Consider the following 14,025-nt stretch of genomic DNA (forward strand, 5'->3'; position numbering starts at 1 on the left):
ATCCGGTCAGTTTTTTTATGTACGGTTTTTTATGAATGACTATTGTGAGCAGTAAACCCGACAAAATACAACACAAGGCACGCCTTATTGCCTTCTGCCTAGCCGTAGTTGTCTGTAGTATAGCGCTGTACCTGTGGCTAAGGCCCATACCAACACCCGTACAGACGGTCAAGGCGCAGTTTATGCAGGAAATTGACGAACTGGACAGCACCGTTAGTCACCTACAAAAGGCCATCGCACTGCGTCAGTCTAATCAAACTATTCAAGATGCGTTTCGACGGTCTCGACTTGCCTACAAACGAATCGAATTCTTATCAGCCTATTACAGTCCTGAAACGACGAAAGCGCTCAATGGTCCCAATATTCCGGACGTAGATGATGACCTGCGGGTCAACGAACCGGAGGGATTTCAAGTATTGGAAGAACTCTTATTTCCCGGATTGGAACCCGCCAATCAAGCGGAGGCAACGCAACATGCCGCTGTATTACGGGCTAATGTCAACCGGCTACGCAAAATTTCCGAGAGCAACGACGTTACGGACAGCCATGTGTTCGACGCAATGCGCTTGGAGGTGTTTCGCGTGATCACGCTGGGGGTTACCGGCTTCGACTCGCCCGTGGCGTTTTACTCACTTCCCGAATCTGCCAGCGCTCTCGAAAGCCTGCAACAGCAACTTGCTCATTATGAGTTGAAAAAACGCGATGCCCACCTAGCGGAGCAATTGGATCAGGCATTTACCCAGGCTGTACAGTCGCTGCGTTCGGGGCAGGATTTTAATCGGTTCGACCGGTTAGGTTTAATCAAGCAGTCCGCTAATACCTTGAGCAGCTTATTGCTCGATGCCCAAGAGAGTTTGAACATTCCAGTTTTTACGGAAAGCCGTTTGCTACGTCCGTCAGCCCGGACATTGACAGACATAGATGCGTTTGATCCGAGCTATTTTGTCAACTTTACCGAGCAACGGGCAACACCGGATCGGATTGCCTTAGGGAAACAGCTGTTCAGCGATCCCATTCTGTCGGGAGGAGAGGGCCGGACTTGTGCCAGTTGTCATCAGCCGGAGCGGGCTTTTACGGATGGCGAGCAGAAAAGTCTGGCTATCGGTTTCAACGGACGCCGTGTGGCACGTAACGCGCCGACCTTGCTTAACGCTTCACTACAGGCCGTACAATTTGCCGACTCGCGCGTTGTGTTTCTGGAGGATCAGGCCAGCGACGTTATTCAGAATAAAGCAGAAATGCACGGGTCGTTACCGGCTGCCGTCATCGCATTGCAGAAAAATAAGCAGTACCGTGCGCTGTTTGCAAAATCGTACCAGGAGGGGGTAACCGAAGGTACGCTGAAGAACGCCGTCGCCAGTTACGTTCGCTCGCTGGTGAAGCTCGATTCGCGCGTTGATCAGTACCTACGTGGGCAACCAACCACCCTTTCGGCAGACGAGAAGAAAGGCTTCAATCTGTTCATGGGTAAGGCAAAATGCGCCACCTGTCACTTTTTTCCATTATTTAACGGAACCGTTCCGCCCGCTTTTCAGGAAACGGAAAGCGAAGTGCTGGGAACGCCCGCTCACGCTAATGGCAAGCAGGTGGACGAAGACCTGGGCAAGTTTGTACTGACAAAACGGGAACCACATCGCTATTCCTTTAAGACTCCTACGGTTCGTCAGGTTTCGCAGACTGCTCCGTACATGCACAACGGCGTTTACCGAACACTGGAAGAAGTAATCGATTTTTACGAGAAAGGGGGCGGTAACGGTTTAGGCTTTAAGCTCGATAATCAGACGTTACCCTTTGACAAGCTGGATCTGACCGATAGCGAGAAAAAAGCGCTGGTCTCTTTTCTGAAAGCATTATAAAAAAATCGGGTGGAACGAATGACGTTCTACCCGATTTTGGTAAAGGACATAGGAGTTACCTCCGCGCTTAGAAGGAGTACCGTGCTCCTAGCTGCATCTGCCAGCGTGATCCCAGCGGATCAATCGAGTAGGGGGCTGATGGACGGCTCCAGGTAAAGGTAGGATCGCCAGTAGCGGGATTCGTCGCGCGAGCCAGACCGATAGACGCTGTCGAGTTGAACGTGTTGGGCGAGAAGTAGTAGTAACCTAACTTCTTATCAACCAGGTTCAGGAAGTTCAGAATGTCGTACGAGAACTGAAGCGAGTGGCCGTTCTGCATTCTGATCTCGTGCAGGAAGCGCAGATCCATCGTGTTGTTCCAGGGGGTACGTCCGCCATTACGCTCGGTAAACGTTCCCATGCGGCTGCTCAAATATTTGTCGCTCTGAACGAAGGCCATGAAGTCCTGAGCCTGGGTGCCGGTTGGAAGCAGACGTTGGGCTTCGCTCATATCCTTCGGAATATACGCTAGGCTGTTGGCTTGTCCCGTTCCATCGACCGTCGAGTTTACGTAACCCCACGAGAAAGGCGAACCCGACTGGAAAGAGTAGAACAACGTAACCGTTGTGGCGTTGCTTTTGCTCCAGGTCTGGCGGTAGTTGATCGTGCCTACGATGCGGTGGCGAATATCGAAGTTCGAATATGCCAGCGTCGGATTGTTCGGCGACAGCGACTGGTTCAACTGCCAGTTCGATTCCATCGAGTTACGAATACCGTTGGTTAAATCATACGCTTTTCCGTAGGTATAAGCAGCCGATAAGCCAAAGCCTGCGGTGTAGTTTTTCTGAATCTGCGCCGTCAGGTTGTACCGGTAACCCTGATTGGTGTTAGACAGCAGGTAAGCGTTCGCGAAGTTATTGTCGATACGCTGAGCACCGGCTGTTCCTGTTGCCGATACGTAAATGGGCTGTTGCTGCTGGGTATCGTAGCTATAATACCGAACGGCATCTTTCGTATTTACCTGCTGGAACTTAAGGTCTTTGATCACCTTCGTGTACAAGCCTTCTAACGTGATTTTGTAACCGGCAAGGGTGTAATCGACGGCCAGGTTACCCCGGAACATCTGCGGCATTTTGAAATTGTTATCGATCAAATCAACCTGCGTCCGGCGAACACCACCGTTAGCCGCGTTGTTGTTGATGGCCAGAGCGCCGTTCGGTATCAGCGGATCGCCAACCAGTTTGGTCGTAGCCGTCGCGTTGTTGTTGAAATCGTAAGCACCGTAGCCAACACCGTTGTTGTAGAAAGCGTATCCTAACCACGCGAAAGGAATACGACCCGTGAACAGACCGGCACCACCCCGGAATACCAGACTCTTGTCGCCTTTGGCATCGACGGTGAAGCCCAGTCGGGGCGACACCTGAACGTTGTTCAGATACGTGTTGGTGATCTGATTCAGCGGGGTGTAGGTATACGTTGTGCCGTAGTTCGGGTCACCAGCCGACGCGTTAACCTGTGAGCTCAGCGCCGGTTTGTTAGGCAGACCCGTATAGTCGAAACGAACCCCCGGCGACAGTTTGATGCGGTCGGTCAGTTGAATGTCGTCCTGCGCGTACAGACTCAACAGATTTACGTTAAAATGCGCGTACGGATTGTTGAACTGGTTGTCCAGATTGTTGCTGGCATCACCGAACGGATATGAACCCCGAACCCGGTTTGGCAGTTTGCTCAGGAATTCGTCAACGGAACGGTACGAAATCCGGCCATTGGGCGAATTGACGAAGCCGTAGTCGATGGTGTAAAACTCGTTGTGCGTACCGATGGTGAATGTGTTGATGCCTTTGTAAAACGTAAAGTTATCCGTCAGCTCAAAGGTCTTCTGGCGCATGTTGAACACCGAAGCTTCGCGGTCGTTACCCAGGAAAATCGTACCGCCGTTGTAGCCAATTTCAACCTGCGGAAACGTCCGGACGTTGGATAGCGTCGTGCGGTAGTCATGTACTGTCGAGTAACCAGCGATCAGGCTGTTCGACGCCCGGCCACCCAACTGCGTTTTCAGCTCAGCAACCGTACTGCTCTGGTTGTTGTTCTGGCGAAAATCGATGCTGCCGAAGCGGAAGTTAGCCGCGTCGCGCTCCAGGTTCGTTGCTTCCGAGAAAACGGTATTGTTACGGATGCTCAACTGGTTGCGGGCATTGATGTTCCAATCGAGCCGGTTAAAGAACTTCGTGCTTTTCGAGTAGATCGAGTAGTTGTCGTACGAACCAGCGTCGAGGCCGTAGTTGGCTTTAACGAAGTCGGAAAGCTGCTGGGCTACCGCTGCGTCTTTAATCAGCGACGAAGGCGAACCAGCCTGAAACTGTACGGGGTCCTGACGGTTTGTGATTTCTTCGTTGGTAAAGAAAAACAGTTTGTCTTTGATCAGGGGCAAACCTACCCGAACACCGGTCTGGTACTCGTGGAAGGTGCTGGGCAATTTTTCTTTCGTACCGGATGCGCCGTTCCAGGTTCCCGTCAGCGTTGCATTCCGACCGAATCCATACACCGAACCCGTTACTTTATTCGTACCGCTACGTGTAACGGCGTTGACCGAGCCGCCCAGAAAGTTACCCAGCCGCACGTCAAATGGGGCTACGGCTACCTGAATGTCCTGGATCGCATCTAAGCTGACCGGGTTGGTACGGGTGCTTGATCCGGGCTGTCCTGATGTTCCCGTTGAACCGCCGAGCGAAGGACTAAAGCCAATCGCATCGTTATTAATGGCTCCGTCGATGGTTACGTTGTTGTACCGAAAGTTGGTACCCGCAAACGAGTTCTGGTTATTGACCTGGGGCGTCAGCCGGGTCATATCGGTCAGGCTGCGGGAAATAGTGGGTAGACGGCGGATCGTTTCGCTGCCGACGTTGATGCCAGCCCCTTCGCGCTCGCCCCCCCGATTGCCTTTCACCACTACTTCGCTGAGGGTTGCGTTGGCATCTTCGAGAATTACGTTCAGGTTCGTTGTTTCGCCCAGTTGGAGGGTAACGCCCGACCGGACGGCATTTTTAAAGCTGACGTAAGAGAATGTAATTTCGTAAGGACCACCCGCGGTCATGTTGTTGATGCGGTAGCGCCCTTCGGCATCGGTGATCGTGGCGTAGCGCGCGCCGGTGGGTGTGTATAAGGCTTGAACGGTGGCCCCGATGAGGCTTTCATTTTTGGCGTCGGTGATTCGACCACTCAGGCCGCTGGTGGTTACCTGTGCCCAAGCGAACGAACTCAACAACAAATTAACAAGTAGAACTAAGCTACAGCGTTTCATTCAAACTAATGGTTTGTTTCGGGCTGCAAGTTATCCTGGGCATATTGCCTGTATATTATGACAATGTTACGAATCGGTACAGATTGATTAAAAGACGATTAACAAACGCTTGTGCACCTAACATTTATTTTCGTGACGTTAGGTGTTGTCGCATCTGGCTTATCGAGCAATCGGGGTTTGTTTAACGATTTCATAATACTATCCATATGGTAACCGTGTTAAGCCGACTTAATTTTAATGCTTACGTTTCCTCTTTTAGTTATGCCAATGCCCATCGTTGTCCAGCACCTGCTTGACGATTGCTCACAAGACTACTCGCTACGCACAGTAAAACCGGGTGATTTTATTTACCAGCCCGCTGACGTTGATACACACGTATACATTATAGAAAAAGGACTGGTTAAAATCGGTAGCCTGGGGGAGTGGGGCCAACGCGTTCTGTATGATTTATTAAAACCAGGTGAACTGTTCGGCGACTTGGATTATCTGGACGAAGTCGTTTTTTTTGAATACGCTCAGGCCGCAACCAGTGCTTCCGTATATGTTATTGACCGACCCGCTTTCCGGCATGCAGTGACCCACAATCCTTTGCTGGCCGACTGGTTCAGCGAGACGGTTATTCGTCGATGGCACCGTACGGAAATCCGACTGCTGCATCGCAATGGGTTGATCGTTGATGACCGAATTCGGCACTTGCAGGAGCAGTACAACTCCTCTGTTTTGGATGCGAACAATCAGCTGCATCGCCCCTTCGATTATTTGTCGTATCAGGAAATTGGTGATTTAGTGGGTGCTACCCGTCAAACGGTTTCGCGTAAGATTCGTACCTCCGCCGAACCGACAGTTACCATTGTTATGCATGTGTAACCAACTGTTCCGGCAAACGGGCCAATCTGGTAATACATACTTAATAGTTTGTCGTGGTTATTTAAGGTTTTGTTAAGGCTGAGGCAAATGTTAAAATTTAACAGCGTCGAGCCGATGGCGTTAGCGAGTTTCGTTTTTCCGATTCTTCAAACGCAACTCAATGCAGCACATTTTCGCTTCGTACAACCGTTTTCTTTTACCCTTACTCTTCTGTTGTTTATTCTTCACGCGCCTGGCCTTGGGACAAGCCACTGACGCTACGATGGCCGGTATCGTAAAGGATAAAGCCGGAAGTGCCTTACCCGGTGTAACCGTTCAGATCCGTAACGAAGCCACCGGCTTCCATACCGGCACACAGACGAGTGTTGATGGACGTTTTGCTATTCGGCAGTTGCCACTCGGTGGGCCGTACACCATTACGTTCTCGTACGTGGGCTTTACGAATCAAAGCCGCAAAGGATACCAGCTCAACCAAGGCGATCTAATAACTGTCAACGCTACGATGGCCGAAACTGATCAGCAATTGCAGGAGGTCGTCGTAGCGGGTACGAGCCTCAAAAACCGCGTAGACCGGCTCGGCGCTTCAACAGCTATAACCGCCGACAACATTGCCAAGCTACCGGTGTTTAACCGGAGCTTCACCAACCTGCTGGCGCTTTCGCCGTTGAGTAATGGCACCAGCATCGGTGGGCAACTACCGTCATCGACCAACTTTCTCATCGATGGGGCCAGTGCTCGTAATAACCTGACCAGTGGTGCTTTAGGGAGCGGGCCGTTTTCGCTTTCACTCGAAGCGATCCGTGAATTTGAAATTGTCGCGAATGAGTACGATGTAACCAAAGGGCGTCAGGGGGGCGGTACGGTGAGTGCGGTTACCAAGTCGGGTACGAATACCGTGACGGGTACTGCCTTTACGTATTATAACGCCAACGGTCTGTCGAGTCCACGCGATATGCGGGGCAATATCCGCACGGTTGATTTCAGCCGCTTTCAGTACGGCTTCTCGTTAGGTGGACCGATCATCAAAGATAAATTGCACTACTTTGTTGCCCTCGATCGGCAAAACGAATCATCTCCATTCTACATTGCTGATATCCGCTCCGATGCGGATGCCAACGCGCTGGCGATTAGTAAGGCTGTACTGGATAGTGTCATCACCATTGGCCGTCAAAAATATGGCCTGAGCAATACCCAGCAGGTCGGAGAATTTAACCGGAAGACAGTGGCCAACACTCTATTTACTCGGCTCGACTGGCAACTCAATGCCAAGCATACGCTGACGCTGCGCAACAACTTCAGCAACTGGGACAATCCAAACAGCACGAACGATAATTCCGCCATCAATCTGTTCGAAGTGTACGGGGGATTCAAATCGCTGGAAAACAGCACGCTGCTATCACTACGGTCGACGTTTAAACCAACATTGGTCAACGAACTGAAAATTCAGTATCAGCACGCTACCCGGAACTACGAAGCCAACAGCCTGCTTCCATCGGCCAACATTCCCCGCGCTATTGTTACGGTCAACTCTGTATTGCCCAACGGTCGGAACGGTAGTACGTCGGTCCAGTTAGGCGGACAGCGGTTCACACCGGAACGCAACCTCGAAAACCAGATTCAACTGGCCAATACGCTGTACTGGACGAAAGACCGCTACAATTTTACGTTCGGCACCGACAACACGCTGACGTATCTGGACACCTACATTTCGAATGAACAAAACGGTCGGTTTGTCTTCAACAGCCTAAAGGAGTTCAACGATCTAAACCCATCACGGTACGCCCGCGAAGTGCCCATCAACGGCATTCCATCGGTGCAACAGTACGTATTGAACGCGTCGTTGTTCGGACAGGTGCAGTATAAACCCCGGTTTGACATGGACCTTCAGGCAGGACTGCGCTGGGATTTGACCAGTTACCTGACAAAGGGTGATTACAACCCAGTGGTAGAACGGGAACTGGGCCTCCGCACCGACGCCAATCCAACCGACTGGAACAACATTCAACCCCGCGTTCAACTGACCTGGAACCTCGGCAACAAAAACCGCGACATCATCCGGGTAGGGGGTGGGGCCTTCTCGGCTTACGTAATCAACTACGCACAGGTGAACAACATTCAGAACAGCGGGACCAAAGTGGCGTCTATTGACGTAACCCGTCCGGCTAATGCTAGCCAGCCGAACCTGGTACCCCGTCCTGATTTCGTTTCCTACCGTAACAATCCTACAACCGCGCCGGGAATTCCAGCCGGGGCCAGCTACGTGTCAACGATCAACCTCAACGATCCGAATTTCCAGGTACCTACCATCTACAAAGCAAACGTGTCGTATAGCCACTTCTTTGGCGACAACGTTCGGTTAGGGGCTAACTTGCTTTACGCCAAAACAGTAAATAACTACGTTTACCTGGATCGCAACCTGGTTGACCAGCCGTATTTTACGCTCAGTAACGAAGCCAACCGGGGCGTTTTCGTACCCGCTAACACCATTGCAACCAACAGCGGCCAGACAAACAACGTATTAGGTCGCAAAACGCAGGCGGTTGGCCGGACTCTGATGCTGACCAACGGGGCCAAACTGCAAACGCTGACGTTTGTGCTGGACGGCGAAATCCGGTTGCCGCGTAATGGTTCGCTGGCGTTCAGCTACACCTGGAACGATTCCCGTGATAATACGTCGTACAACGGGAACGTAGCCAATACGTCTACCTTCCGGCCCATCAAAAGTGATCCCCGCAACCTGGACGAGATCAACTATTCCGACAATCAGTTCCGGCATAAGTTAGTCGCCTATGGTTCGTCGCCGTCGGTGGCTGGTTTGGTGTTGAGCGTACGGTTCACGGGCGTCGGCGGTTCGCGGTATTCGCTGGTCGTTGACGGTGATATAAACGGAGATTTTGTGGGTGGTCCCGGTACGGATAATGACCTGGCGTTTGTCTTCGACCCGGCTAATCCGGAGGTGCCGCAGGCCATCCGCACTTCGATGCAGCGTGTGCTGGATAACCCGGACAATCGGGCTGCCGGAGCCATCCGCAACAGCATCGGCAACATATTTGACCGCAACGGGGGCGAAAATGGCTTCTCGGGTACATTCGATGTTCGGCTGGCTAAATCGTTCCGCACGTTTGGTAAGCAGCAACTAGCGTTAAGCGTCGATGTATTTAATTTCGCTAACCTGCTGGGTCAGGTACTCGACGGAGTAACCACGAAGGGGGCCGAAGCGACCTCTTTTCGCAACTGGGGTGGCAATTACAACCTCAGCAACCAGACGTTGCTGACACCAAACGGTTTCAACCCAACGACGCGTCAGTATAGCTACCGCGTCAATGAAAACGTGGGTACAACGCAGAAACAAGGAACACCTTACTCGGTACAGCTGGGTGCCCGTTACTCGTTCTAATTAACGTACGCTTTTTCCAAAATAGATGTTATGGATAACCGTCGAGATTTTCTAAAAAAAGCAGCCTTACTATCGAGCAGTAGCCTGCTCAGCAATACGTTACCTCCCGTCATTCAGAAGGCGCTGGCTGTTGCGCCGGAAGTGGGCAGCACCTTTTACGACGCTGAACACATCGTGTTCCTGATGCAGGAAAATCGTTCGTTCGACCACCAGTTAGGCATGTTGCAGGGCGTGCGGGGCTTCAACGACCCACGCGCCATTCAGTTACCTGATCAGAACACGGTCTGGCTGCAAACCAACGCGCAAGGGGATACGTACGGGCCGTTTCATTTAAACGTAAAAGACACGAAAGTGGCCTGGATGGGATCGTTGCCTCACGGCTGGACCGACCAGACTGATGCCATGAACAACGGCAAATACGATAAGTGGCTGGATACCAAAAAAGCCCGCAACAAGGCGTTTAACGACATGCCCCTGACAATGGGCTATTGCGACCGGGAGGACTTTCCGTTCTATTATTCGTTAGCTGACGCCTTTACGGTTTGCGATCACAACTTCTGTTCGAGCATCACTGGTACGCACCCCAACCGGCATTACTGGATGACCGGTACGGTGCGCGAGAAAAACGAACCGGAAGCCATTGCGCACCTGTGGAACGTCAACAACTACGAATACCCTACCCTGAACTGGACAACTTATCCCGAACGACTGCAAGCGGCTGGCGTTCCCTGGAAGGTGTACCAGAACGAAATTACGATGGGTTATGGGCTTAAGGGTGAAGGAAGTGCCTGGCTTAGTAACTTCGGAACCAACGTGCTGGAATACTACCAGCAGTATAATGTCCGGCTTCACGAAGGGGGTATTGCAAACCTGCAAGCTAAAAATGAGTCGGTGCGTCAGTTGATTGCTGAACTGGAAAAGCAGCCTGCCGACGAAAAAACCGCTCAGAAGTTAGCCGCTGCCCGCAAACTGCTGACCAACATCGAAACGGCCCAGCGTCGGTACACAACCGACGGTTACGCCAACCTGTCAGCCGAAGCCAGACAACTGCACGACAGCGCATTCGTAACGAATCGGCAGGACCCGTTTTTCTATGAGCTGACAGCTATGGCGTACTCGGAATCAGGGGCCGAACGGACCCTGAATGTGCCGAAAGGTGATGTTTTTTACCAGTTCCGGCAGGATGTTCAGAACGGTACATTGCCGACCGTTTCGTGGCTAATGCCGCCTGCCCACTTCTCCGATCATCCCGGCCAGCCCTGGTTTGGCCCCTGGTACGTCAGTGAAGCGATGGAAATCTTGCTACAGAATCCGGAGGTATGGAAGAAAACGATTTTTATCATCACCTACGATGAAAACGACGGGTACTTTGATCACATGCCGCCTTATGTGGTGCCTAACCCGTACAAATCGAATACCGGTAAGGTTTCGGCTGGTATCGACCCCCGGCTCGACTTCGTTACCAAAGAGCAGCAGACTAACCCTTCGGCACAAACCAGTGGCCTGCGGGAAGGACCAATCGGATTAGGCTACCGTGTACCGATGATTGTTGCATCACCCTGGACGCGGGGCGGATACGTTAACTCCGAAGTATTCGACCACACCTCGTCGCTGCAATTTCTAGAGCATTTTCTGGCGAAGAAAACAGGGAAAACCATCCGTGAGGAAAACATCACGGAATGGCGTCGGACAGTTTGCGGTGATCTAACGTCGGTTTTCCGACCTTACAATGGTGAACCCATTACCCAGCCTAAATTTCTTGAGCGGGGACCTTTCATAGAAGGTATCCACCAGGCTCAGTTCAAGAATGCGCCTGCTAACTACCAAAAACTAGCCGCCGATACGGTTAAACAGATCAACGCTCAGCCTGAGCAGTCGTCGCACTTACCACAGCAGGAAAAAGGCATCCGGTCGGCCTGCGCGCTGCCTTACGAGTTATACGTTGATCGCGTGATCGGCCAGAACAATGGGCAATTTGGCCTGAATTTTAAAGCGGGTAAGAGTGTCTTTGGCGAACAGGCTGCGGGAGCTCCGTTCCGTGTTTATGCCGTCCGACCTTATCAGGGCGAACCAATGCGGGCCTGGGATTATTCGGTAGCTGCGGGTGATTTGTTGCAGGATGAGTGGTCCGTCGGCGATTTTGATGCCAGCCAGTACCATTTACGGGTCTACGGTCCTAACGGTTTCTACCGCGAGTTCACTGGTGGGGCCACTAATCCGCTGCTTCAAATCGAGTGTCAGTATGAGCCCCAGCGTCTGCGTCGCAACAAGCTGACGGGCAATCTGCAACTAACGGTTCACAATCGAGATACAAAAGCGCACACACTGACCCTGCTCGATAACAGCTACAAAGGGAAAAGCCAGCAGGTCCGTCTACCAGCGGGGGCAAAAACCAGCGTGCCGGTTGATCTGAACAAGCAACACGGTTGGTACGATCTGAGCGTACAGGTCAAAGGCCACGATGGTTTTGAGGAGCGTTTCGCCGGACATATAGAAACTGGTAATTCATCAAAGACCGATCCGCTTATGGGCCGTGTGGTGTAAAAACTAGTTTAATTGCAGCCTAGTAAATAATCTAATAGGCTTCGGTAAAACGGTTATCCCAAGCGTCAGGATCTGCTTCCTACTTACATCTGGGAGTAAATACTGACGCTTGTTCGTTGTAAAGTATCTGAATAGATCGGTTGTTAGAAACACCGGTATCCTGATAAAAGACATTCCAGGCGGTTGTGGTCTAGTTCAAAATCAACCGGAGCAATAGCTTTGTGTGAGCGAGTTAAGATTGTTTTGGTTAACTTTGAATTTTACATAACCACGCTATGAGTACGACTTCATTTGAGGAACTATGCCTTCGGCTTTCCAGCGGTTCTTCGACGGATTTGAGTGCATTGCTACCCGATGGAATTCAGCATGAAGTAGGTCATTTTAACGTATTTGACCTGGGCCAGATCAATCAGACCGCTCGTGAGAAACCATCGGTGCCCCTTCCTTGTCGCGCTTTCTACAAAATAAGCTTTCTCACCGGACGCTCCCTCGTTCAATATCCGGACCGCACTATCGAAGTATCGCAACCGACGCTGATCTTTTCAACACCCAAAAAACCATTTCAGTGGCTGCCCCTGGATCGCCAGACCGGGCCGTTTTGCGTCTTTACGGCGGATTTCCTTCACCCGACTAAAAGCGGTGTGCTTCTGGACGAATTGCCTATTTTCAAGTCGCCGGAACATCCTGTCTATGCTTTATCCGAAACCGATGCAGTGAGGGTGCAAGCCATTTTTGACCATATGCAGGCAGAGATTACGTCTAATTACGCGTACAAATACGACCTGCTGCGTGCCTACGCGCTAGAGCTAATTCACATTGGGCAAAAGTTGCAGTCAACGACGATGCTTCATCCCAACCATAGTGCCTTCGCCCGGACAACATCGTTGTTTATTGAGTTGCTCGAACGGCAATTTCCTCTCGAAAATCCACAGCAAAAAGTAGCGCTCCGTACCGCAAAGCAATACGCTGATCAACTCGCCGTCCACGTGAATCATCTCAACAAGGTTCTTCGAGAAACCACCGGCCTTACAACGACCGAACTCATTGCTGGCAGGATGCTTCAGGAAGCCAAAGCGCTGCTGCTTCATACCGACTGGACCATCGCCGAAATTGCGGATAGTCTCGGATTCTCGGATTTTGCGCATTTCGCCAAATTCTTCAAGAACGAAACCTCCATTTCACCGGGGGCTTTTCGTAGTCAGGCAAAAAGTTTGAATTTTACATAAAGTTGATTGTTCGGGACAAACATCGTCGCTGTTCGTTGGAGGACATTTGTACTGTTTTTAATCTGTACAAAAAGTCGCATGACAACGCAAAAAATTGCCTTAATAACTGGAGGAAGCCGTGGGATCGGCAAAAACATAGCTTTGACCTTAGCCCAAAAAGGCGTAGACATTCTGCTTACCTATCGCAGCAACCAACGTGAAGCCGAAGTAACTGTGGCGGCTATCGAATCACTCGGGCGTAAAGCGATTGCCTTACCACTCAATGTGTCAGACGCTAGCACCTTCGATGCCTTTTTCGGACAGGTGAGCACAACCTTACAAGACACCTTCGGTACCGACCGTTTCGATTTTTTAATTAACAACGCGGGTACCGGTCTCGTAGCGCCGATAGCAGAAACGACTGAGGCTCAATTTGATGAAATGATGACTGTTCATCTAAAGGGCGTTTACTTTCTGACGCAAAAGTCGTTAGGGTATCTTCGAGACGGCGGGCGCATTGTTAATATTACTTCCGGCGTTACGCGCTACTCATTTGCCGGCGCTTCCGCATACGGAATCATGAAAGGCGCGATTGATGTATTCACCCGGTATCTTGCCCTCGAGCTAGGAGGAAGGGGTATTTCGGCCAATACCGTTGCGCCTGGTGCTGTATTCGGTGGAGGTGCTATGGAAGATACCCCGGCGATGCGGAATTTCGTGGCGGGTGTTACGGCCTTGGGACGCGTCGGCTTACCAGACGATATCGGGGGCGTGGTGGCGTTCTTGTGTAGTGACGACGCCAAATGGGTGAATGGTCAACGAATTGAGGTTACCGGCGGCATGAATCTTTGATCGATGAGCGCTCTTTCGGGCGCT

Annotated in this window: 7 protein-coding genes; 6 read left to right on the top strand and 1 reads right to left on the bottom strand. The window is 51.4% G+C overall.

Annotated features, from left to right (window positions below; all coding sequences use genetic code 11):
- Positions 1 to 35: 35 nt before the first annotated feature.
- Complete coding sequence (locus LQ777_RS25750; protein WP_425276966.1) at positions 36 to 1,856, top strand: cytochrome c peroxidase; 1,821 nt, start codon at positions 36 to 38, stop codon at positions 1,854 to 1,856.
- Between the two features lie 67 nt (positions 1,857 to 1,923).
- Here the strand turns inward: LQ777_RS25750 and LQ777_RS25755 are convergent, their stop codons facing one another.
- Positions 1,924 to 5,136 carry a TonB-dependent receptor gene (locus LQ777_RS25755; RefSeq protein WP_232563315.1) on the bottom strand — a complete coding sequence of 1,071 codons (3,213 nt, stop codon included), beginning with the start codon at positions 5,134 to 5,136 and terminating at the stop codon, positions 1,924 to 1,926.
- A gap of 267 nt (positions 5,137 to 5,403) precedes the next feature.
- Here LQ777_RS25755 and LQ777_RS25760 point away from each other — a divergent pair, with 267 nt between their 5' ends.
- The 5 genes from LQ777_RS25760 to LQ777_RS25780 all read left to right on the top strand — a co-directional run bounded on the left by LQ777_RS25760 (position 5,404) and on the right by LQ777_RS25780 (position 14,001).
- A complete protein-coding gene (locus LQ777_RS25760; protein WP_232563316.1) occupies positions 5,404 to 6,003 on the top strand; it encodes a Crp/Fnr family transcriptional regulator in 600 nt (199 codons plus the stop codon).
- Between the two features lie 160 nt (positions 6,004 to 6,163).
- Positions 6,164 to 9,400, top strand: a complete 3,237-nt coding sequence (locus LQ777_RS25765) for a TonB-dependent receptor (protein ID WP_232563317.1) — start codon at positions 6,164 to 6,166, stop codon at positions 9,398 to 9,400.
- Positions 9,401 to 9,430: 30 nt separating this feature from the next.
- Positions 9,431 to 11,944 carry a phosphocholine-specific phospholipase C gene (locus LQ777_RS25770; RefSeq protein WP_232563318.1) on the top strand — a complete coding sequence of 838 codons (2,514 nt, stop codon included), beginning with the start codon at positions 9,431 to 9,433 and terminating at the stop codon, positions 11,942 to 11,944.
- 275 nt (positions 11,945 to 12,219) lie between these two features.
- A complete protein-coding gene (locus LQ777_RS25775; RefSeq protein ID WP_232563319.1) occupies positions 12,220 to 13,170 on the top strand; it encodes a helix-turn-helix domain-containing protein in 951 nt (316 codons plus the stop codon).
- Between the two features lie 78 nt (positions 13,171 to 13,248).
- A complete protein-coding gene (locus LQ777_RS25780) occupies positions 13,249 to 14,001 on the top strand; it encodes an SDR family NAD(P)-dependent oxidoreductase (RefSeq protein WP_232563320.1) in 753 nt (250 codons plus the stop codon).
- The last annotated feature ends 24 nt before the right edge of the window (positions 14,002 to 14,025 follow it).

Source organism: Spirosoma oryzicola, from assembly GCF_021233055.1.
GTDB classification, from domain to species: Bacteria; Bacteroidota; Bacteroidia; order Cytophagales; family Spirosomataceae; genus Spirosoma; species Spirosoma oryzicola.